The 21077-nt window shown below is 56.6% G+C and carries 20 protein-coding genes and 1 tRNA gene; 16 read left to right on the top strand and 5 right to left on the bottom strand.

Annotated features, from left to right (window positions below; translation table 11 throughout):
* The first annotated feature begins 129 nt into the window (after positions 1–129).
* Positions 130–1236, top strand: a complete 1107-nt coding sequence (locus W822_RS25625) for an NADH:flavin oxidoreductase/NADH oxidase (protein WP_024003355.1) — start codon at positions 130–132, stop codon at positions 1234–1236.
* Here the strand turns inward: W822_RS25625 and W822_RS25630 are convergent.
* On the bottom strand, positions 1215–2162 hold the full coding sequence (locus W822_RS25630) for a LysR family transcriptional regulator (RefSeq protein WP_024003356.1): 948 nt from the start codon (positions 2160–2162) through the stop codon (positions 1215–1217). The two genes, W822_RS25625 and W822_RS25630, sit on opposite strands and share 22 nt — an antisense overlap.
* Before the next feature lie 155 nt (positions 2163–2317).
* On the opposite strand from W822_RS25630, the gene W822_RS25635 reads away from it, so the two are divergent.
* The 8 genes from W822_RS25635 to lysM all read left to right on the top strand — a co-directional run bounded on the left by W822_RS25635 (position 2318) and on the right by lysM (position 10462).
* Positions 2318–3718, top strand: coding sequence for an MFS transporter (locus W822_RS25635; RefSeq protein WP_253272211.1), 1401 nt, complete (start codon positions 2318–2320; stop codon positions 3716–3718).
* 48 nt (positions 3719–3766) lie between these two features.
* A complete protein-coding gene (locus tag W822_RS25640; RefSeq protein ID WP_051401572.1) occupies positions 3767–4354 on the top strand; it encodes a chromate transporter in 588 nt (195 codons plus the stop codon).
* Entirely contained in the window at positions 4351–4884 is a 534-nt protein-coding gene (locus W822_RS25645) for a chromate transporter (RefSeq protein WP_024003359.1), read from the top strand. Before W822_RS25640 ends, W822_RS25645 begins: the two co-directional genes overlap by 4 nt.
* A 137-nt stretch (positions 4885–5021) precedes the next feature.
* On the top strand, positions 5022–7121 hold the full coding sequence (gene metG / locus W822_RS25650; RefSeq protein WP_024003360.1) for a methionine--tRNA ligase: 2100 nt from the start codon (positions 5022–5024) through the stop codon (positions 7119–7121).
* A 75-nt stretch (positions 7122–7196) separates the two neighbouring features.
* Positions 7197–7805, top strand: a complete 609-nt coding sequence (locus tag W822_RS25655; RefSeq protein ID WP_024003361.1) for a class I SAM-dependent methyltransferase — start codon at positions 7197–7199, stop codon at positions 7803–7805.
* 108 nt (positions 7806–7913) lie between these two features.
* The gene (gene trmB, locus W822_RS25660; RefSeq protein WP_024003362.1) at positions 7914–8720 is read left to right on the top strand and encodes a tRNA (guanosine(46)-N7)-methyltransferase TrmB; all 807 of its coding nucleotides are present in this window, start codon (positions 7914–7916) and stop codon (positions 8718–8720) included.
* A gap of 21 nt (positions 8721–8741) precedes the next feature.
* A complete protein-coding gene (gene pip / locus W822_RS25665; RefSeq protein WP_024003363.1) occupies positions 8742–9680 on the top strand; it encodes a prolyl aminopeptidase in 939 nt (312 codons plus the stop codon).
* Between the two features lie 347 nt (positions 9681–10027).
* On the top strand, positions 10028–10462 hold the full coding sequence (gene lysM, locus W822_RS25670) for a peptidoglycan-binding protein LysM (RefSeq protein ID WP_024003364.1): 435 nt from the start codon (positions 10028–10030) through the stop codon (positions 10460–10462).
* A gap of 90 nt (positions 10463–10552) precedes the next feature.
* Here lysM and W822_RS0123080 read toward each other — a convergent pair whose 3' ends face one another.
* Both W822_RS0123080 and ffh read right to left on the bottom strand, forming a co-directional pair.
* Positions 10553–11275, bottom strand: a complete 723-nt coding sequence (locus W822_RS0123080; RefSeq protein ID WP_024003365.1) for a methyltransferase family protein — start codon at positions 11273–11275, stop codon at positions 10553–10555.
* 137 nt (positions 11276–11412) lie between these two features.
* On the bottom strand, positions 11413–12837 hold the full coding sequence (ffh, locus tag W822_RS25675) for a signal recognition particle protein (RefSeq protein WP_024003366.1): 1425 nt from the start codon (positions 12835–12837) through the stop codon (positions 11413–11415).
* 115 nt (positions 12838–12952) lie between these two features.
* Between ffh and W822_RS25680 the strand changes: the two genes are divergently transcribed.
* The 3 genes from W822_RS25680 to ampD are packed head-to-tail and all read left to right on the top strand — an operon-like array spanning position 12953 to position 14713.
* The gene (locus W822_RS25680; RefSeq protein ID WP_024003367.1) at positions 12953–13804 is read left to right on the top strand and encodes a cytochrome C assembly family protein; all 852 of its coding nucleotides are present in this window, start codon (positions 12953–12955) and stop codon (positions 13802–13804) included.
* Positions 13804–14064 carry a PP0621 family protein gene (locus W822_RS25685; protein WP_024003368.1) on the top strand — a complete coding sequence of 87 codons (261 nt, stop codon included), beginning with the start codon at positions 13804–13806 and terminating at the stop codon, positions 14062–14064. Before W822_RS25680 ends, W822_RS25685 begins: the two co-directional genes overlap by 1 nt.
* A 25-nt stretch (positions 14065–14089) precedes the next feature.
* Complete coding sequence (ampD, locus tag W822_RS25690) at positions 14090–14713, top strand: 1,6-anhydro-N-acetylmuramyl-L-alanine amidase AmpD (RefSeq protein WP_034279707.1); 624 nt, start codon at positions 14090–14092, stop codon at positions 14711–14713.
* Positions 14714–14826: 113 nt separating this feature from the next.
* Here ampD and htpG read toward each other — a convergent pair whose 3' ends face one another.
* Positions 14827–16740, bottom strand: coding sequence for a molecular chaperone HtpG (gene htpG, locus W822_RS25695; RefSeq protein WP_024003370.1), 1914 nt, complete (start codon positions 16738–16740; stop codon positions 14827–14829).
* 238 nt (positions 16741–16978) lie between these two features.
* Between htpG and W822_RS25700 the strand changes: the two genes are divergently transcribed.
* A tRNA-Leu gene (locus tag W822_RS25700) sits at positions 16979–17063 on the top strand.
* Positions 17064–17131: 68 nt separating this feature from the next.
* On the opposite strand, the gene W822_RS46275 is transcribed toward W822_RS25700, so the two are convergent.
* Positions 17132–17530 carry a transposase gene (locus tag W822_RS46275; RefSeq protein WP_081724248.1) on the bottom strand — a complete coding sequence of 133 codons (399 nt, stop codon included), beginning with the start codon at positions 17528–17530 and terminating at the stop codon, positions 17132–17134.
* Between the two features lie 354 nt (positions 17531–17884).
* Between W822_RS46275 and W822_RS25705 the strand changes: the two genes are divergently transcribed.
* The 3 genes from W822_RS25705 (at position 17885) to W822_RS25715 (ending at position 21050) form a co-directional block, all read left to right on the top strand.
* The gene (locus tag W822_RS25705; RefSeq protein WP_024003371.1) at positions 17885–18109 is read left to right on the top strand and encodes an antitoxin VbhA family protein; all 225 of its coding nucleotides are present in this window, start codon (positions 17885–17887) and stop codon (positions 18107–18109) included.
* Positions 18110–18258: 149 nt separating this feature from the next.
* The gene (locus W822_RS25710; protein ID WP_024003372.1) at positions 18259–19302 is read left to right on the top strand and encodes an SIR2 family protein; all 1044 of its coding nucleotides are present in this window, start codon (positions 18259–18261) and stop codon (positions 19300–19302) included.
* A complete protein-coding gene (locus tag W822_RS25715; RefSeq protein ID WP_024003373.1) occupies positions 19299–21050 on the top strand; it encodes an ATP-binding protein in 1752 nt (583 codons plus the stop codon). The genes W822_RS25710 and W822_RS25715 overlap by 4 nt, the downstream gene beginning before the upstream one ends.
* Positions 21051–21077 lie beyond the last annotated feature (27 nt).

Here is a 21077-nt window from a genome sequence, read left to right on the forward strand (position 1 = left end):
GGGTTTTTATTTCATCCTGATATCACAAAAAATGATAATTAAAATAAAAATATAGCATTTGAATTATTTGATGCGCAGCATCATAATCTTCTCACAGCAGTTTTCACGCACACCAACAAGAGATTGAACATGCCCAACCTGTTTTCTCCTTTCACCCTGAAAGACGTCTCCCTGCGCAATCGCATCGCAATTCCGCCCATGTGCCAGTACAGCGCCCAGGACGGCCTGAGCAATGACTGGCACCAGATTCACTATGCCGGTCTGGCACGCGGCGGTGCGGGCCTGGTCATTGTCGAAGCCACGGCCGTATCACCCGAAGGACGGATCTCGCCGGAGGATCTGGGCTTGTGGAGCGACGACCATATTGAAGGACTGGCGCGCATTGCAGCCTCCATCAAGGCCGCCGGCGCCGTGCCCGGTATCCAGATCGCCCATGCAGGACGCAAAGCCAGCGCCAACCGTCCCTGGGATGGCGATGACCATATCCCCGAAAGCGACCCCCGCGGCTGGCAAACCATTGCGCCGTCGGCCATTGCGTATGGCGAGAACCTGTCCAGAGTGCCCAGGGCCATGACCCTGGCCGATATTGAACGCGTCAAGGCCGATTTTGCCGCCGCCGCACGACGCGCCCGGCAGGCCGGTTTCGAATGGCTTGAACTGCATTACGCCCATGGTTACCTTGCACAGAGCTTTTTCTCTGCTCACTCCAACCAGCGCGACGACCAATATGGCGGCAGCCTGGAAGGACGCAGCCGCTTTCCATTGGAAACCCTCGCAGCCGTACGCGAAGTATGGCCCGAGAACCTGCCCCTGACGGCACGGTTCGGCGTCATCGAATATGACGGTCGTGATGAAGACACCGTAGCCGAGTCCATTGAACTGATCCGGAACATGCGCAAGGGTGGCCTCGACCTGCTCAATGTCAGCGCGAACTTTGTGATTCCGGATGTCAACATCCCGTGGGCCACGCCAGCCTTTCTGGCGCCGCTGGCCGAGCGTGTACGCCGTGAAGCCGGCCTGCCCGTGGCCTCCGCCTGGGGCATTGACGATCCGCAGATTGCCAACCGCGTTGTGGAAGATGAGCAAATGGACCTGGTCATGATCGGGCGTGCCCACCTTGCCGATCCGCACTACACCTTCTCGCTTGCCAAAACCCTTGAGCAGCCCCGCCCGACCTGGATACTGCCTGCGCCTTACGCGCACTGGCTGGAGCGCTACCGCGGCGCAGCGGCATAATCCTGCGCGGCATGGCCTGGCGGACAGTCGAAGCAGATATCGAACAGCAACTGCCGCAACCAGCGCTGGGCCGGGTCGCGGTGGGTGCGTTCGTGCCAGGCGGCCATATTGGTATAACCAGGAATGCTGACGGGCGGCTCGAAAACCGCCAGTCCTTCCAGGCCCGTCACCAGGCGGCTGGGTAACACAGACACCATATCGCTGGCGCGCAGCAGATCAAGCACAATCAGAAAGCTCTTGATCGATACCGTGACCCGGCGCTGCCTGCCCAGTTTTTCCAGCGCCTCGTCGGTGGCCCCGCGAAAGCCGCCGCCCGTGTAGGACACCAATCCATGGTCCAGTTCGCAAAAACGGTCCAGCGTCAGATCAGCCTGCTCGCGCACCAGCGGATGCCCTTCACGCAAAACACAAACGTAATGTTCATCGAACAGTTTGCGCGCGTGCAGATCAGGACAGGTATATTCGGGCGACACCAGCGCCAGATCAATCACACCGCGCTCCAGCTGCGTCAGCATTTGCGTGTCGTTCACCAGCAGCAGCGCCACCTGAATGTTCGGCGCCAGGCGCTTGAGGGTTGACAGAAACGGCAAGGCAATGGCGCGCATGGCGTAATCGGTCGAGGCCATGGTAAAGCGCTGGGTAGCCGTGGCCGGATCAAACACCGGCGGCTGCAGCAAGGTTTGCACTTCGCCCAATACCTGCTTGAGCGGAATGGCCAGCGCCAGCGCCCTCTCGGTCGGTTCAATGCCGCGCTGCGCCCGCACAAACAGGGGATCGTCAAACGTATCGCGCAGGCGCGTCAGCATGCCGCTCATGGCCGGCTGCGTCACGCCCAGGCGTGCTGCGGCCCGCGTTACGTTGCGCTGGTCCAGCAAGGCGTCCAGCGCCTTCAGCAGATTAAGATCCAGGCTTTTGATATCTTTCATGGTTATATCACGTACGTCATAGATTGCATTTGTCTTATATCTTTATAGCATTCCTGCGCCATCTCATAAATAAAAAACACAAGCGGCGCCAGCACCGTTGACCTTAAGTTTACTTGAGGTCTTATGATGAAAGTATTCCGGTCAACAAGGCAGTCATGAAACCCCGTCCGCAACATAAGCCCAATGCACCTGACGCAACCGTATTGTCAGGCACGCCCGAGGTCTCCGATACTCCCGTCGCTTCAGATCAATCCGACAGATCAGCTACGTCAGGCGTGGTACATGCGCCGGTCGCAAGCGATACAATGCATCCGTTCGAGGCTTCTGCAAAGACCGCTGCCATGAGCCCGCGATCGCTGGTCGCCCGAAAGCTGGTCCTGCTGCTGGTGGCCACACTGACCATCATGGCCGGCATCATCATCGCTCCCTCGCTGCCTGCCATTGCGGTGCACTTTGCAGATAACGAACAGATCGACCTGTTAAGTCGCATGGTGCTCACGCTACCTTCCCTGTTTGTCGCCCTGTCGGCCCCGTTTGCAGGCATGCTCGCTGACCGTTACGGGCGCAAGCGCCTGCTGGTTACCGCCATTGTGCTTTACGGCGTGTCCGGGGCATCAGGGCTCATGGCCGACAGCCTGCCTGCGCTGCTGGCCGGCCGCGCGGCACTGGGCATTGCCATCGGCGGCATCATTACACTGAGCATGGCCCTGGTCGGCGATTATTTCTCGGGCGCCGAACGGGAACGCTACCTTGGCCTGCAACAGGCCTTTGTGCAATTGGGCGGGGTGATATTTGTCATGTCAGGCGGGTTGCTGGCCGAAGTGCACTGGCGCATGCCATTTGTCATATACGGGGCGGCGCTGGTATTGGTACCCGCCGTTATGCTCTTCTTGACTGAACCCGTGCGATACCGGCCCCGCCATGATGCAGCCGGCCTGACGACGGCTGCCGGCATGAACTGGCCGGTGGTTGCGGTTGTCTGCCTGCTGGCATTTTTGATCAATGTTTCGTTCTATACCGTGCCATCACAATTGCAATTCCATATGGAAGCGCTGGGCATTTATAACGCCAGCGGATTCGGCCTTGTCCTGGGCTCCTTCAATCTGGCCGGTGGCGCCATTGCACTGTGCTTCGGCTGGTTCAAGCGGCGTTTCACAACCCAGGCCATTTTTCTGATCGGCTTTACCCTGATGACGGGCGGCTTTGTTCTGTTGTCTGTCTCCTCGGGCTATGGCGCAATGATTGCCGCCAATATCACCCTGGGGGCAGGCCTGGGCATTGTCATGCCCAATGTCATGTCCACCGCCATCGGCCATTCCGCCCCCTTGCTGAGGGGCCGCATTTCGGGCATGGTGGCCACCTCCATTTTTATCGGCCAGTTCGTCTCGCCATTCGTCAGCCAATACTGGGTTCGCCTGGCAGGCTACGCCGATATGTTCCGCAATGTCGGCATGATCATGGCTGCGCTTGCCGTTTTATCAGTACTGGCTGCTTTACACAGCCGCCGGGGCGCCCGAAACGAACAGAAAAATAATGCAAACCCGCGCTCATATTGAGAGTACAATTCAAGTCTTATATAAGACTTGAATTGTACTGTGTGCAGCATGACCACCTCCACTCCCTCCCTGCCTGACGCCGATCCCCCCGTTGCGACCTTCACCGCCCTGTTTCGCGGTTTTGCAAAAATCGGCCTGCTCGGCTTTGGCGGCGTCGGCCCGATTGCGCGCCATGTCATTGTGCGCGAACAGAAGTGGCTGAGTGAAAAGGACTATGCCACCCTCCTGGGCGTCGGCAAAGTGCTGCCCGGGGCGAACACCGTCAACGTGGCCGTCATGCTGGGAGATCGCTATCACGGCATGCGCGGGTCCATCGTCGCCGTCAGTGGTCTGCTGGTGCTGCCGATGCTGGTACTGATTGTGCTGGCGGTGCTATACCAGTTCCTGGACCAGAACCCCTATTTCAACGCCGCGCTGCAGGGCTCGGCCTGCGCTGCGGCTGGCATGGTCATAGGCATGGGCCTGAAAATGGCCAGCAAAATCGACCTGCAGGCCCATCACATCGTGGCGGGCCTGGCCACGATTGCCCTGGTGGTGTGGCTGAAATTTTCCCTGCTGCAGGTCGTTGCAGTCATGATGCCGCTGGCCATTGTGGCCAATTTCATCCTGGCACGCCGTCACGGACACACATCATGACGACGCTGCTCGATCTGTTTTTGACCTTCGCGCGCATTTCGCTGATTGCCATTGGCGGCGCCAACGCAGCCATACCGGAAATCCGCCACGCGGCAGTCGACGTGCATCAGTGGATGAATACCGATACATTCACCCACCTGTTTGCCGTTGCGCAATCGGCGCCCGGCCCCAATGTGCTGATCGCCAGCATCATCGGCTGGCATGTCGCAGGCCTGGCCGGCCTGCTGGTCGCGACGATCGCCATGGTACTGCCGGCCTCGGTCCTGGCCTTTGCCGTGGGCCGCCTCATCAGCCACTTTACTCACCGGCGCGAATACAAACTGGTGCAGGATGCCGTGGTGCCCGTCGCCATCGGGCTGATTATTGCAAGCGGCATTGAGCTGTCGCTGTACTCGGCCTTTGATGTGCTGACCTGGAGCATGGTGATCGGCACGCTGGTCTTTGTGTACTTCACCGAAGCCAACCCCATGTGGGCGTTGCTGGTCTGCGCCATCGGCGGTGTGATTGCCTATCAGACCGGCGTGTTCTGAGCACGGGCGTTGCAACTGCCCTCCACGTCAAATACCCGCCATGCTAAGTGCGCGCCAACCCACACAAAACCGCGGTGTGCCGCAATATTCGTCTAAAATCAATCTTTTCCCTCTTTTTTGATCTGAAACAGCATCTTATGTCTCGCACGATTTTTGTTACCACGGCTCTTCCCTACGCTAACGGTTCGTTCCACATTGGCCACATCATGGAGTACATCCAGGCCGACATCTGGGTACGAAGCATGCGAATGGCCGGACATACCGTGCACTTTGTCGGCGCAGACGACGCGCACGGCGCGCCCATCATGCTCAAGGCCGAAAAAGAAGGCATTGCCCCGCGCGATCTGGTGGCCCGTTATGCGCAGGAGCGCCCGCGCTACCTGAACGGCTTTCATATCAAATTCGACCACTGGCACAGCACCGACAGCGAAGAAAACATCGAGCTGTCCCAGGCAATCTATCGCCAGCTCAAGGGCGCGGGCTTTATCAGCACCAAAACCATCGAACAGTTCTATGACCCGGTCAAGGGCATGTTCCTGCCCGATCGTTACATCAAGGGCGAATGCCCCAAATGTCATGCGAAAGATCAGTACGGCGATTCCTGCGAAGTGTGTGGCGCCGTCTATGCACCCACCGACCTGATCAATCCGTATTCCACATTGACCAACGCCACGCCGGTCATGAAGTCGTCCGAACACTTCTTCTTCAAGCTGTCCGACCCGCGCTGCGTGTCCTTCCTGCAGGAATGGACCACCGGCACCAACGCACAGGGCAACAAGCGCCTGCAATCGGAAGTGCTGGCCAAGACCCGCGAATGGCTGGGCAATGAAGAAGGCCAGGAAAGCAACCTGAACGACTGGGACATTTCGCGCGACGAGCCGTATTTCGGCATTGAAATCCCCGATGCGCCCGGCAAATACTTTTATGTGTGGCTCGATGCCCCTGTCGGCTACCTGGCATCCCTGAAGGCCTACTGCAAACTCAAGGGCATGGATTTTGACGCCCTGCTGGCACCGGACAGCAGCACCGAACAGGTTCACTTTATCGGCAAAGACATTGTGTATTTCCACGCCCTGTTCTGGCCGGCCATGCTCAAGTTCTCAGGCCGCAAAGTACCGGACGCGTTGAATGTTCACGGCTTCATTACCGTGAGCGGCGAAAAAATGTCCAAAAGCCGCGGCACGGGCATCTCCCCGGTCAAATACCTGGACATCGGCATGAACGCCGAGTGGCTGCGCTATTACATCGCGGCCAAGCTCAACGCGCGCGTGGAAGACATCGATTTCAATCCTGATGATTTCATTGCCCGCGTCAATAGCGACCTGATCGGCAAATACATCAACATCGCCAGCCGCGCCGCCACCTTCATTACCCGGCACTTCGACGGCAAGCTGGAATATGCAGGCGACATCGAGGCCATGACAACTGAAATGGCCACGCTTACCGCCAATGTGCAGCGGGACTTCGAGAACCGTGAATACGCCCGCGCCATCCGCAACATGATGGCGCACGCCGACAAAATCAACCAGGCCTTCGATGGCGCACAACCCTGGGTCATGGCCAAGGGCATCAGCACGGCAGACGAGCAGCAAAAAGCCGCCCTGCAGGACGTCTGCTCGCGCGCCATTGCCGGCTTCAAGGCCTTGTCAGTCATGCTGGCGCCCGTATTGCCGGCCCTGGCCGAGCGTATTGCAACTGAATTGTTCGGCATGAACCGCAGCTTTAACTGGACCGATGCGGCCGAACTGCCCGAGCGTATCGCGCCCTTCAAGCATCTCATGCAGCGGGTCGAGCCCGCCATGCTGGATACGCTTCTTGAACCCGAAGAACCCGCTGTCTCCGACGCCGTCGCAAACGCCGTGGCCGCTGCCCTGCCCGGCGGCGAAGCCATTGCAGATGTGATCACCATTGATGATTTTGTAAAAATAGATTTGCGAATTGCAAAAATTGTTAATTGTGAACACGTAGAAGGTTCAAGTAAGCTGTTGCGGCTTACACTGGATGCAGGTGAAGGTCGAACCCGCAACGTGTTTTCGGGTATTAAATCGGCCTACCAACCCGAGATGCTGATCGGCAAATATACGGTCATGGTCGCCAATCTGGCGCCGCGTAAAATGAAGTTCGGCCTCTCTGAAGGCATGGTGCTTGCCGCCAGCGACGCCGATGAAAAAACCAACCCCGGTATCTACATTCTGGAACCCTGGGAAGGCGCCCAGCCAGGCATGCGCGTTCGTTAGGCAACGGTCCCGTTATACAGACCGCATGCAAAGCGCCTTGCTGTGGTCAACAATAACGATGGGACGAATACATATATGGTTGAAACTTGGTGCAGAAACGGTTTTGTACGTCTGAAAAAAACCGTCAGGCGCTCACGCCCGCTCATGTTTGTGAATGAACTCGTCAACCAGCCCAAGTTTACCGGCGCCATCTGTCCCAGCTCACGCAAGCTTGGCCGCTATATGGCCAAGCACATTCCACTGAACCATGACGGCGTCGTCATCGAACTGGGCGGTGGCACCGGCGTCATCACCCAGGCCATTCTGGATCACGGTGTCCCGGCCGACAAGCTGATCGTCATTGAGTTTTCCAACGTCTTTGCCCAGCATCTGCGGCGTCGCTTCCCGCACCTGACCATCATCAACGGCAACGCCGCCGACCTGGACGCCCTGCTGCCGCCCGGCATCCGCATCAATGCCATCGTCTCCAGCCTGCCACTGATCTCCCTGCCGCCCGAAGTGCGCAGCCGGGTCCTGCATCACTGGCAAACCCTGCTCAAAGATGAAGGGCGTGCCATCCAGTTCACCTACAACCTGCGCCAGACCCAGTGGCAAGGCGCCCTCAAGGCCTGTCATTACAGCAGTGAAATCGTGTGGACCAATGTGCCGCCCGCGCGGGTCATGACATTCCGTTTCGCGGCGTAAGCAGCCCGCGCGTAGTGGGTGAATAGACTACAATGCAGGTTTAGCCGCCGCGCGCGCCGTACCCTATGGTGTATGCCGTGCGCGAGGCCTGTACCTGATCGATTCACCATGACCACCGCAGATCCAGACAACAATAAGACCAGCCCGCCTTCCGCCCACACCGACGTGTGCACGCACGAAACCGGCGACGCGCCGGGCGCGAGCGATGCCGCGGGAAGCACCGACCACGCAGGCGACAGCGACGCCCTGAAGACCCGCCACATCCGCAGCTTCGTGCATCGCCGCTCGCACATGACACCCGGCCAGAAACAGGCCGTGGAACAGCATATGGACACCTGGGCAGTGCCCTATCAGGCCAGCCTGCTGGACTATGACGCCACCTTCGGCCGGCACGCTCCCACGATCCTGGAAATCGGCTTCGGCATGGGTGAAACCACACAAAAAATCGCACAACTTCGCGACGGGGACAATTTCCTGGGTGTCGAAGTTTTCAACGCAGGCGTGGGCGCCCTGCTCAAGCGTATCGAAGAGTCCGGCGTCACCAATATCCGCATCATCCAGCACGACGCCGTGGAAGTCGTGCAGAACATGATCGCGCCCGACAGCCTGGCCGGCGTGCATATCTACTTTCCCGACCCCTGGCCCAAGAAACGGCATCACAAGCGCCGCCTGGTACGTCCTGAATTTATTGCGCTGCTGGCCAGCCGCATTCAGCCGGGCGGCTACATCCACTGCGCCACAGACTGGGAAGACTACGCCGTTCAAATGCTGGAGGTGCTCAGCGGCGAACCGTTGCTGGCCAACACGGCGACAGACTACGCCCCCAAGCCCGACTACCGCCCCCAGACCAAATTTGAAACCCGCGGCCTGCGCCTGGGCCACGGCATTCGCGACCTGGTTTTCAAACGTAAATAAATCATTTCAAGGACCATTTGCATGTATCCTCCCATCGAACCCTATCAAACCGGCAGGCTGGACACCGGTGACGGACACCAGGTGTACTGGGAACTCTGCGGCAATCCTCAAGGCAAACCGGCAGTATTCCTGCACGGCGGCCCCGGTGCCGGCTGCGGCGTGCACCACCGGCAACTGTTCGATCCACAGCGCTACAACATCCTGCTGTTCGATCAGCGCGGTTGCGGCCGCTCCACGCCCCACGCCAGCCTGGAGAACAACACCACGGCGCACCTGATCGCCGACATCGAGCGCCTGCGCACTGAAGTACTCAATGCAGAGCAGATGCTGGTCTTCGGCGGCTCATGGGGTTCCACACTGGCCCTGGCGTACGCCCAGGCCCATCCCAAACAGGTCAGCGAACTCATCGTGCGCGGCATCTTCACCCTGCGCAAGGAAGAACTGCGCTGGTTCTATCAGGAAGGCGCATCCTGGCTGTTCCCCGATTACTGGGAAGACTATGTGGCGCCGATCCCGCTGGATGAGCGCGACGACCTGATTGCCGCCTACCGCAAGCGCCTGACCGGCGACGATCATGAAGTGCAGATCAATGCGGCGCGCGCCTGGAGCCAATGGGAAGGCCGCACCATCACGCTGTATCCGGACCAGTCCAATACCCAGAACTACATTGCCGACCACTTCGCACTGGCCTTTGCCCGCATCGAAAACCACTACTTCACCCATGCCGGCTTTATGCAAGAAAACCAATTACTGGACAATGCCCATCTGCTCAAGGACATTCCCGGCGTCATTATCCAGGGTCGCTACGACTGCTGCACGCCAGCACGCACTGCGTGGGATCTGCACAAGGCGTGGCCGCAGGCCGAGTTTCACATGGTGCCCGACGCAGGGCATGCTTTTAATGAACCGGGGATTCTCAAACTGCTGCTGGAAGCGACAGACAGGTTTGCAGGAAAATAATTCTGCTTGAAATAAAAACCAGCGCAGCTGAACAGACCGCGCCCGACAGGCGCGGTTTTTTCTTGCCTGCACTCCGTTTCGGCTGCGATCGGGTGGCCGAATGCCATGTCGGCTTTGCCGGTTCCCAAAGCCGTATTTGCCCGACACGCAGCAGCTCGCCCCCGCAGGTTCACCGACCAATCAGCGAACATGCCATCAATTGAACGATATTGATAGACAATTGACGACTTCTAACATTTATTAACCTTCAGGGTCTTCCGTTTGTCATGTATTCAATGAATAATATACAGACGCACGCATCGTGCGATATCGACGTTGTCATTCAACGATAACAAGGAGTCATAACAATGGGTATTCTCAGTTTTATCAAGGAAGTCGGCGAGAAAGTGTTCGGCGGCAGCGAAGCGCAGGCAGCCACGCCAGACGATCTCAAAAAAGAACTGGCCAAGCACGGCCTGAATGCTGATGGCCTGGATATCGCCGTGGATGGCGACAAAGTCACGGTCAAGGGCAATGCCGCAAGCACGGCAGACGCTGAAAAAATCGCCATCGCCATCGGCAATACGCAAGGCGTGGCTTCGGTAGACAACCAGCTGACCGCCGCCTCTACCGAGGAAGAGTCCAACTTCTATACGGTCAAATCCGGCGATACGCTGTCCAAAATCTCCAAAGACCAGTACGGCGATGCCAACCAGTACCAGAAAATCTTTGAAGCCAACCGTCCTATGCTCAGCCATCCGGATAAAATTTATCCCGGCCAGGTGCTGCGTATTCCCAAGTAAGCGCTCTGAAAGTCAAAAACCCTGCGACATAATTCCGCAGGGTTTTTTTTTGGCTATTTGCTTAACGCCGCAATGACAGCATCCGAGGCATCAGAACAAATGCCCGATCACCGGCAAAATACCATCCTTGTGCAAATAGTTCAGCAAGATAAAGAACGGACCGGCCAGCAGAAAACACAGCGCTTCGCGCACCGTACGACCCAGCGCCCTCGTGGAAATGTCCAGGTTTTCGGGATTATTCCAGTGACGCAGCGTCACGCCCAGGCGGGGCACATACCGCTTATAGTGCCGGTAAGGCTCGCCAAAAATCATCTCCAGCGTTTCTTCTTCCTGGGCAATCACCCAATTGAATACCAGATAAATCAGGCCGCCGCTGATCAAACCCGTCAGCAACGAGCCTGACAGCAGCCCCATACCGGTCACACCCAGGATGGAAAAAACATACAAGGGATTGCGGGTGAGCGAATACGGACCATGCGTCATCAGCTCGGTATTTTTGCGGCCATTCAAATAAAGTGACGACCAGATCCGACCCAGGGCGCCGGTCAGAATCAGCACCAGGCCCACTGCCTGAATCAAGTCATGAACCAGCGCCAGATTGCGCCAGGCCGAATCGGTAAAAAGACAGACGCCTGCAATAATGAGGCCCGAGGCCACCAGCAGCACGCGACGGATGCGCTGCACGCGGCTCAAACGCTTGAGCAGGGCAAAAACAGCTGAATCGGGCGAGGCAGGTGCAGCGCGCGGACCGCTGGCCGATCGGGAATCAGCCGCACCGGCAATCGTGTTTTCGGTAAATTCGTTTACAGACATAAGGGACGCTCATAAAAAAATGCATCGCGCAAACTCTTGCGCGTATGCATCTTTATAACCATCCGTCTATCAAATTATTGTTGAAAAATTCGATGATATTTGGCGCGCCCACCGGGCGCCGGGTGTATCCGTTTGTATTATTTCTTGAAATTGCCGAACGCGCCCATCCCGCCGCGCAGCCCCTTCATGCCACCCATGGCGCGCATCATTTTGCCCATGCCGCCTTTCTTGAACTGCTTCATCATGCCCTGCATCTGTTCGAACTGCTTGAGCAATTTATTGACTTCCTGCACCGGCACACCTGCGCCCGCCGCAATGCGCCGCTTGCGCGTGGCTTTCAGCAACTCGGGCTTGCTTCGCTCCAGCGGCGTCATGGAATTCAGAATGCCTTCCGTGCGGCGCAACTGCTTTTCAGCCTGCCCGCCCTGAATCTGGCCAGCGGCCTGGGCAAACTGCGCAGGCAGCTTTTCCATAAGCGAACTCATATCGCCCATTTTTTTGACCTGCTGCAACTGCTCGCGGAAATCGTTCAAATCAAAGCGGTCACCCGTCTTGATCTTGGACGCCAGCTTTTGCGCCTCGGCAATATCGATATTGCGTTGCGCCTGTTCCACCAGCGACACAATGTCGCCCATGCCCAGCACCCGCTGCGCCATCCGTTCCGGGTGGAACACTTCCAGGCCATCCAGTTTTTCGGACACCCCGATGAACTTGAGCGGCTTGCCGGTTACATGACGCACCGACAGCGCGGCGCCCCCTCGGGCATCGCCATCCAGCTTGGTCAGCACCACGCCCGTGAGCGGCAGCGCCTCGCCGAATGCCTTGGCCACATTCACCGCATCCTGACCCTGCATGGCATCGACCACGAACAGCGTCTCGACCGGCTTGATCAGCCCGTGCAGCATGCTGATTTCCTGCATCATGGCCTCGTCCACACCCAGGCGGCCGGCCGTATCCACAATCAGCACTTCATAATGGTGCTTGCGGGCGTGATCTACCGCAGCCAGCGCGATATCGCGCGGCTTCTGGTCTGCAGCCGAAGGGAAGAAATCCGCCCCCACCTGCCCGGCCACGGTGCGCAACTGCTCGATCGCCGCAGGACGATAAACGTCGACACTGACCACCAGCACTTTCTTTTTGGGAACCTTGCGACCGTTCTGGATCAGCTCGCCGGACACCAGCAGGCGCGCCAGTTTACCGGTGGTGGTGGTTTTACCCGCCCCCTGCAGACCCGCCATCAGGATAATCGCCGGCGGCGTGGTGGTCAGGTCCAGCTCGGAGGCGCCCTCGCCCAGATCGCCGCCCATGACGGCGGTGAGCTCCTTGTGCACCACGCCGACCAGCGCCTGGCCGGGGCTCAGGCTGCCGGTGACATCAACCCCCAGCGCGCGCTCCTTGACCTTGGCCACGAATTCGCGCACCACCGGCAGGGACACATCGGCCTCCAGCAGCGCCATGCGCACTTCACGCAGCATCTCCTGGGTATTGGCTTCGGTCAGACGCGCTTCGCCGCGCAGGGTTTTCATGGCCCGGCTGAGCCGGTCGGTCAGATTATCAAACATGGAATTTCACTGAAGTAAAAGGGATTGGGCAAAACGGCTATACTATAGGCCTGCAGACCGGATCGCACCTATGCAGATCCGCTGATTGCTCATCCGGAAACACACATCATATTTTATGTCTTACGACATTGTATTTCACTCTCTGGCCACCGTGGCCTATCTGCTGCTCAGTTTACTAATTTGGCGGCCCCTGCTCGGCGGGCAGGCCCCTGTTCTGGCCGACGGCGCCTCACGCTGGCTGCTGGCGCTGGTCCTGGTCGTGCATGGCGTGGCCGTGCACCTGGCCATGCTGCACGAGAGCGAACTGCGCCTGTCCTGGTCGGTGGGCTTATCGCTTACCATCTGGCTGGGCATGCTGGTGTTCTGGCTGGAAAACCTGGTCAGCGACATCGGCGGCCTTAAACTGCTGCTGTTACCCATTGCCGGCGTCATCTGCCTGCTGGCCGCCCTCTTCCCGGGCCACGACAGCCTGGTCATCCCCGTCGCGGACGCCTATTTCCAAATTCACCTGCTCATTTCCATCGGCGCCTACAGCCTCATCGCCATCGCCGCCATCCAGGCGTTCCTGATGACCTCGCTGGACCGCTACCTGCACCAGCCGGTCAAAACCCGAGCCGAACGCTCGGTCTTCGCCCTGGCGCTCGAAGAACAGCCGCCCCTGCTGGTTCAGGAAAAAATCCTGTTCCGCCTGATCTGGATCGGCTTTGTGCTGCTGACCCTGTCCATCATTACAGGTGTGGTCGTTTCCATGAGAATCAATGGCGTCATGCTGCCGTTTGACCACAAAACCGTCTTTACCATGATGTCCTGGGTGGTCTTTGGCCTACTTCTGCTGGGACGTGCCATGCGCGGCTGGCGCGGCCGCTTTGCCCTGCGCTGGACCCTGGTGGGCTTTGCCCTGCTCATGATCGCCTACACCGGCACCCGCTTCATCTTCGACGTTCTGCTGCACAAAGGAGGCGCATAATGCGATTTGTCATCACCATCGTCCTGCTCTGTGTACTTTACCTTGTGCTGCGCCACTTCCTGCGCAGCTTCATTCGCAAACTGAGCGACAACGCAGCGACCCAGGCCGCCCGCGCCCAGGGCACCGCCACCGCCAGCCTGCCCGAAGAAAACATGGTGCAATGCGCCCACTGCGGCGTCTACCTGCCCGCCTCCGAGGCCATCATGCAGAACGGACAACCCTGGTGCAGCCAGGAACACGCCAAACTGGGCATGAAATGACTGTTATTTGGTAGAGCAATTTGATATGGCAACAACAGAAGACCTGAAACTGGATCGACACGGCTGGCTGTGCCCGCAGCCGGGCGTGCGGCACGTTCGCTCACCCAACCAGGATCGCCGTCCCCTGCTGGAAAACATCTCCCTGCTGGTGATCCACAACATCAGCCTGCCGCCTGGGCAGTTCGGCGGCAAATATGTACGGCAACTCTTTACCAACACCCTGCGCGCCGACGAACACCCCTTCTTTGCACAGATTGCTGATCTGCGTGTGTCGGCCCACTTCTTTATTCGCCGCAGCGGGCGGATTATCCAGTTCGTGAGCTGCGACCGGCGCGCGTGGCATGCGGGCGTGTCGCGCTTTGACGGGCGGGATCGCTGCAATGACTTTTCTATCGGGATTGAACTGGAGGGGACGGATTTTGAGCCGTTTACCGATGAACAATACCTGCAGCTGGCGGCACTGACTACTGTGCTGCGCAATCGCTATACCTTGAAAGCAGTGCGCGGACATGAACATATTGCCCCCAAACGCAAGACCGATCCGGGGCCGTATTTTGACTGGCATTGGTATAAGCGGCTGACTGGATGGGACTGGCGACAGATGCCCGAAGGCATTGCGAGCCAGCGGCTGGTGCGCGTCGGCTCGTAAGACGACAACCGCCCCACAGAATAAAAAAGCGCCCGCAAGCGCATTTCAAATGCAATGCGGCGATCCCATAGGACCGCCGCTATTCACTTAATGACCGGTTTCCCGGTCAGCCTTCAGCTCTTGAGAAGCAAACCATTCAGACGCTTCACATACGCAGCCGGATCGGCAATCTGCGCGCCTTCGGCCAGCATGGCCTGATCCAGCAGCACGTGCGCCCAGTCATCAAACGCCTCGCCTTCCGTGCCCTTGATTTTTTCAATCAGGGCGTGCTCAGGATTGATCTCCAGCACAGGCTTGATATCCGGCGTTTCCTGGCCAGCCGCTTTCAACAGGCGCAGCAAATGCGGGCTCACATCGTTCTGGCCAACCACCACGCAAGCGGGTGAATCCACCAGGCGATTCGTGACCTGCACTTCTTTCACAGACTCGCCCAGGGAGGTTTTCAGCCGCTCCAGCAAGGGCTTGAGAGACTCGGCCACTTCTTCCTGCTTCTTCTTCTCTGCCTCATCCGTGAGCTTGTCCAGATCCAGGCCACCCTTGGCCACAGACACAAAAGACTTGCCATCGAACTGGCGGAAATGCGAGAGCATCCATTCATCCACGCGGTCTGACAACAGCAGCACCTCAATGCCTTTCTTGCGGAAAATCTCCAGATGCGGACTGTTCTTGGCCGCAGCAAAAGTATCAGCCGTCACATAATAAATGGCTTCCTGCCCTTCCTTCATGCGGGAAATATAGTCAGCCAGCGTCACATTCTGAATGGCATCATCGTTATGGGTAGAGGCAAAACGCAGGAGCTTGGCAATACGCTCCTGGTTGGCCATATCCTCGCCCGTGCCTTCCTTGAGCACCTGGCCGAACTCGGTCCAGAAACCGGCGTAGTCTTCTGCACGGTTTTCTGCCAAATCCTCCAGCAGGCTCAGGATACGCTTGGTCGAGCCTTCGCGAATAGACTTCACATCGCGGCTTTCCTGCAGGATTTCACGAGAGACATTCAGCGGCAGATCGGCCGAATCAATCACCCCGCGCACAAAGCGCAGGTAGGACGGCAGCAACTGCTCGGCGTCATCCATAATGAAAACACGTTTGACATACAGCTTCACACCGCGGCGCGCATCGCGATCGTACAGATCAAACGGCGCATGCTTGGGCAGATACAGCAGTTGCGTATATTCGCTGCGGCCTTCAACGCGGTTATGCGTCCATGCCAGCGGCTCTTCAAAATCATGGCTAACGTGCTTGTAAAACTCGGTGTACTGCTCGTCTGTAATATCGTTCTTGGCACGGGTCCACAGCGCGCTGGCCTGGTTAATGGTTTCCCATTCGTCTTTCTTAACCTGCTCGCCCTTCTCGGAATCGTACTCTTCCTTCTGCATGAGCACAGGCAGGGAAATGTGATCGGAATAGCGACGCAGCACCTCGCGCAGCTTCCAGCCACTCAGGAAATCATCCTCATCGGCGCGCAGATGCAGCGTCACGCTGGTACCGCGCTCGGCCTTTTCCGTGTCGGCAACCGTGAACTCGCCCTGCCCTTCGGATTCCCAGAACACAGCCTGATCGACCGGCTCGCCCGCGCGGCGGCTGACCACCGTGACCTTGTCGGCCACGATGAAGGAAGAATAGAAACCCACGCCGAACTGGCCGATGAGTTGCGCGTCTTTCTGCTTGTCGCCCGACAGCTGGGAGAAGAACTCCTTGGTGCCGGACCGGGCAATCGTACCCAGATTGGCCACCGCCTCGGCCTTGGTCAAACCGATACCGTTGTCAGCAATGGTGATCGTGCGCGCATCCTTGTCATAGCTGACGCGGATTTCCAGATCGGCGCCACCTTCGAGCAATTCGGGCTTGTCGATCGCCTCGAAACGCAGCTTGTCGCAGGCGTCTGACGCGTTAGAGACCAGCTCACGCAGGAAAATTTCCTTATTGCTGTACAGGGAATGAATCATCAAATGCAGAAGCTGCTTCACTTCTGTCTGGAAACCCAGCGTTTCCTCTGCTTTCTTCACGGTAGTATCGGATTGACTCATGGTAGTGATCGGGTAAATTGATTGGAAAATGGTGAAAAATGGGGCAAAACGGCCTGTTTTGAGGTGATTTTGCCCTCGTATCTGGTAGTAGTGGGGATAGTGGGAGGGTTTTCAAGGGGGAAAGTGGGGTTTTGAGGCGGGAATGGGGAATTTTTTTGTCGTGGGGCGTGGGAGTGGTGCGTGGGGAAGAATATGGGTATAATTCCGCTCTTATCTCTGCAACATACCCTCCATACCTGCCCGGGTGGTGAAATTGGTAGACGCAGGGGACTCAAAATCCCCCGCCGCAAGGCGTGCCGGTTCGATTCCGGCCCCGGGCACCATTGTAAATCAAGAACTTACAATGGAATTTAGACATTTCGGCTCTACACCATAAACGAGGGATGGGTACTCACCAAACTCTGTGAATCACTCCATTCCAACCGCATTGAGCTAATACTCGTAAGCTGTAATTCTCAAAATTCCTGAACCCATACGCACGACGCGAGAGCATTTCCATTTTAGTATGGAAGCCCTCGGTGATGCCATTTGACTTAGAGAACCGCCACACCCTCACAATAGGCTCCAGCCACGACTTAAGCGTGCTGGCCAGCACCCGCGCCGGGCTTTGGGCAAATTGCTCCAGCAGTCCCAGAAACTCGGGCAAGAGCTGCTTGACCCGCTTGCGCCTGACGGTTGCGTCCCGCTTCCGTTCTTGCCGGACTGGCTGAGGCCTCAGGTCCCGCCCTTGATACCTCTTCCAGCCAGAATCACCACACGCATGCTGAATTGCGCCATAGACAGCGCGGATGACGAGTCAAGGGGTAGGTTCGGCCCGCAGGCCTACGGGCGAGGACACGACCCCTTGACGCGGCAGGAGTGCCCACACGCTGCGCCCCGGGGGAGGTGTTCAGGGCCATCGGCCCGTAACCCCTGCCCCCGAGGCTCCCGCCGGCGAGGGTGGAGAGCCCAGAGAGGCAAAGCCTCTTTGGGAAGTACACTCACCAACGGGAAGCCAGTATCGCTGTCAATCGGGAAAACCTATTGATAGGCAGAAAAGCAAGACAATTTCTGCGTGAAACCTTTTCGCCTATTTTCTGGACGAAACACCAAAAAAAATATCACATCTTGTAAACTAACGTTACCTAAAGCACGGGAGACAACCATGGCTGAGATGAGTTCGCACGAAACAGAACTAAGTAAAACGATATCCGGTGCCGAGCGCGACCGGCGTGTAGCGGCCGTCCATTACGCTCGCGCATCAGTCGGTTTGGAGGGGTTCTCGCTCAGTGCAGCAGATGAAGAACATGCTCAACGGTTCATCAACGGGGACATTGACCTCGAAGAATTTGTGCAACCGCGTAGTGCCTTGGCAAGCCCAAAAGCTTAGTCATGACGAAGAAAATATAGGTGGTTGAAGCTAGTGTAGGATAGGCTTTCGCCGGGCTCTGTATTACACAATCATTTAAAAACTTTGACGTGGGCGTCAACACGATCTTTAGCTAGTTTAAATAAGACCTTCAAGGACGAGAGGACCGGATGGAGCTTCATAGCGTCAAATTACGCCTTCAAGAGCACCTCAGCGATGGAATGGTTACGGTGGTTGGTTCCGGCCTCTCCTGCGCTGAGGGCCTTCCGGGGATGGGGGAACTAGCAAATTACTTGCTCACCAATATTGGTTCTAATTTAGAAGAAGATGATTCGACTGCGTGGAAAGAGATAGGGCGATTAATTTTGAGCAAAGGCCTGGAGGCGGCGCTCTTAGCGATGCCTCCAACACCTGCCCTCGAAACAGCCATTTCTTCTGCTACGGCAGAGCTAATATCTGAGCGTGAACGATCGGTTATATCTGAGGTATTTTCTGGAAAGCGAAAACTGCGACTTACTCGACTGCTTTCGCACCTCGTTAAGCCGCCCTCTGGACTAACGATTGTCACTACAAATTATGACCGGTTAGTAGAAATCGCCGCGGAAGAGGCGGATCTGGGGGCTGATACGATGTTTACCGGGCGCTTCGCCGGCCAGCTAAACGAAAATGAAAGCCGGATGAGCTTCTGTCGGGGAATCACTATGAAACCCCGGAGAGCGGCCTCTTTACAGTTCAGACACAGAGCTATCGTTTGCAAACCTCACGGAAGTCTTGACTGGTACGCAAGAAACGGGCGTCCGGTATTCTATGCCGGAGAATTAACTGGAGTCAGCCGCCTAATAATAACGCCAGGACACAATAAGTTTCGTAACGGCTACGAAAGCCCTTTTGACCACCATCGGTCCAAGGCAAACGAAGCAATTGACCGAGCAAGTCGATTCTTAGTCTTGGGGTACGGATTTAACGACGACCATTTAGAAACGCATTTGTCGCCCAGCATCAGGGCTGGCAAACCAACATTGATGCTGACGCATTCGTTATCTGCCGTGGCAAGAGATTTTGCATTCAAATTCCCGAGAGTTATTGCTCTTGAGCACGCCCAGAAATCTGGAGTCACCGGCACGAACGCCATAATTGAACAGCAAGAGTTTTTCTTCCCAAATATTGCAATATGGGATGTTGATTCCTTTGTTACGGAGGTACTTGAACCATGACAGCCACACCCGCAGCACTACAATTTTCCGAAGCTGAGTTGCTTGGCCGAGTGTCTTCGGTCGATACAAGCCAAGTCGCCGTCGATGTATCTAACTCAGTGTTATTGACCAGAATAGGTATAGGTAACCTAATCGCAATTAAGGGTAGTACCGAGCGCGAATTCCTAATTGCAATTACAGAACGGGTCACACGCATCCTAAGCGATGCGCTACCTGACCAATTGCCTGCGGATGGCGAGGACTTACCACTAACAGCTGTACCTACCGATGCGGTAAGAGGCGCATTGATTGGAACTTTTCGCACCGTAGATGGGGAAAAGAAAAATACGTTTAAACGCGGCGCTGATAGTTTTCCACAGATTGATCGCGAGTGTTATGTCATAGAAGGTGCAAATCTTCAACGATTCATGGGAATACTTGGCGCCGACTACCCGCCGAACGAAAGACTAAAGCTGGGAGCTTTTGTTGCTGATAGAACCGCAGAGGCTATTGCCAGTGGCGATAAGTTTTTCCAAAGACATGCCGCGATTCTGGGAAGTACTGGTTCGGGAAAAAGTTATGCAGTGGCATTAATTCTCGAGCGGGCAGCCCAGCTCAAGTACCCTAATATCCTTGTGTTTGATATGCACGGAGAGTATGCACCGCTGTCGGATGAGAGCAAGGGCGGCTTTGCCAGCAGACTGCGCATCGCAGGCCCCGGGGACTTGGCTCAGCCAGCCGACGACGCGTTGTTCCTTCCCTATTGGCTGTTGAATCGAGATGAGATGCTGTCAATGATTCTCGACCGTAGCGATCAAAATGCGCCCAATCAAGCTTCTAGGTTCACGTCTCATGTACGCACTTTAAAAGAGCGAACGCTCAAAGCAGAAGGCAAAGATGACGTAGCGCAAACCTTTACTGTTGACTCTCCAGTTCCGTACGAGATAAAGGACCTACTGGATCTCTTAAACATAGACAATACCACCAAGGGCGTCGGCAAAAACGGTCCTGTTAAAGGTGAATGGGAAGACAAGCTGACGAGATTTATCTCTCGCATGGAAGCAAAATTGGAGGATCGACGGTATGGATTTATGTTCTCCCCGCCACCCCCTGCAATCGCCTACGATTGGCTCGCCGGACAAATTGCAAAATTGCTTGGTTCGAACGGAGGAAAGGGCATAAAAATAATCGACTTCTCAGAGGTGCCATCAGATGTCTTACCGGTAGTCACAGGAACTCTTGCTCGACTACTCTATGACGTGCAGTTCTGGATGGCCGGACGTGATCGCACGCCGGTCACATTGCTTTGCGATGAGGCTCACCTCTACCTTCCGGTACGTGACGATGCTGATGCTGTTCAGCGTCAAGCCTTGGGGGCTTTCGAGCGTATTGCCAAAGAAGGCCGGAAGTACGGCTTTTCATTGTTAGTCGTTAGTCAGCGCCCGTCAGACGTTAGTAGAACAATATTAAGTCAATGCAACAACTTTTTGTCTTTGAGATTAACCAACGATGCAGACCAGGGAGTAATTAAGCGCTTGATGCCCGATTCCTTAGCCGGCTTGACTAGCGTGCTCCCTTTACTAGATACAGGCGAAGCCTTAATGCTAGGCGACGCGGTTCTACTACCCTCTCGTATCAAACTGGACTTGCCCACCATAGTTCCTGATAGTGCAACCCGAGATTTCTGGAAGGATTGGGGAACACAAGCTCCAAATGTTGCAGCTCTGACTAAGGCTGTAGAGTCACTACGTAGCCAAACGAGAAAATAAATTGTTTGGGTCGCAAAATTTATCCTC

The sequence above is a fragment of the Advenella kashmirensis W13003 genome (assembly GCF_000506985.1).
Classification (GTDB): Bacteria; Pseudomonadota; Gammaproteobacteria; order Burkholderiales; family Burkholderiaceae_B; genus Advenella; species Advenella kashmirensis_A.

What these genes read in the sequence shown, in the direction of transcription:
- W822_RS25625 (WP_024003355.1), top strand. Translation starts at nt 130, where the DNA reads ATGCCCAACCTGTTTTCTCCTTTCACCCTGAAAGACGTCTCCCTGCGC.
- W822_RS25630 (WP_024003356.1), bottom strand. Translation starts at nt 2,162, where the DNA reads ATGAAAGATATCAAAAGCCTGGATCTTAATCTGCTGAAGGCGCTGGAC.
- W822_RS25635 (WP_253272211.1), top strand. Translation starts at nt 2,318, where the DNA reads ATGAAACCCCGTCCGCAACATAAGCCCAATGCACCTGACGCAACCGTA.
- W822_RS25640 (WP_051401572.1), top strand. Translation starts at nt 3,767, where the DNA reads ATGACCACCTCCACTCCCTCCCTGCCTGACGCCGATCCCCCCGTTGCG.
- W822_RS25645 (WP_024003359.1), top strand. Translation starts at nt 4,351, where the DNA reads ATGACGACGCTGCTCGATCTGTTTTTGACCTTCGCGCGCATTTCGCTG.
- metG (WP_024003360.1), top strand. Translation starts at nt 5,022, where the DNA reads ATGTCTCGCACGATTTTTGTTACCACGGCTCTTCCCTACGCTAACGGT.
- W822_RS25655 (WP_024003361.1), top strand. Translation starts at nt 7,197, where the DNA reads ATGGTTGAAACTTGGTGCAGAAACGGTTTTGTACGTCTGAAAAAAACC.
- trmB (WP_024003362.1), top strand. Translation starts at nt 7,914, where the DNA reads ATGACCACCGCAGATCCAGACAACAATAAGACCAGCCCGCCTTCCGCC.
- pip (WP_024003363.1), top strand. Translation starts at nt 8,742, where the DNA reads ATGTATCCTCCCATCGAACCCTATCAAACCGGCAGGCTGGACACCGGT.
- lysM (WP_024003364.1), top strand. Translation starts at nt 10,028, where the DNA reads ATGGGTATTCTCAGTTTTATCAAGGAAGTCGGCGAGAAAGTGTTCGGC.
- W822_RS0123080 (WP_024003365.1), bottom strand. Translation starts at nt 11,275, where the DNA reads ATGTCTGTAAACGAATTTACCGAAAACACGATTGCCGGTGCGGCTGAT.
- ffh (WP_024003366.1), bottom strand. Translation starts at nt 12,837, where the DNA reads ATGTTTGATAATCTGACCGACCGGCTCAGCCGGGCCATGAAAACCCTG.
- W822_RS25680 (WP_024003367.1), top strand. Translation starts at nt 12,953, where the DNA reads ATGTCTTACGACATTGTATTTCACTCTCTGGCCACCGTGGCCTATCTG.
- W822_RS25685 (WP_024003368.1), top strand. Translation starts at nt 13,804, where the DNA reads ATGCGATTTGTCATCACCATCGTCCTGCTCTGTGTACTTTACCTTGTG.
- ampD (WP_034279707.1), top strand. Translation starts at nt 14,090, where the DNA reads ATGGCAACAACAGAAGACCTGAAACTGGATCGACACGGCTGGCTGTGC.
- htpG (WP_024003370.1), bottom strand. Translation starts at nt 16,740, where the DNA reads ATGAGTCAATCCGATACTACCGTGAAGAAAGCAGAGGAAACGCTGGGT.
- W822_RS25705 (WP_024003371.1), top strand. Translation starts at nt 17,885, where the DNA reads ATGGCTGAGATGAGTTCGCACGAAACAGAACTAAGTAAAACGATATCC.
- W822_RS25710 (WP_024003372.1), top strand. Translation starts at nt 18,259, where the DNA reads ATGGAGCTTCATAGCGTCAAATTACGCCTTCAAGAGCACCTCAGCGAT.
- W822_RS25715 (WP_024003373.1), top strand. Translation starts at nt 19,299, where the DNA reads ATGACAGCCACACCCGCAGCACTACAATTTTCCGAAGCTGAGTTGCTT.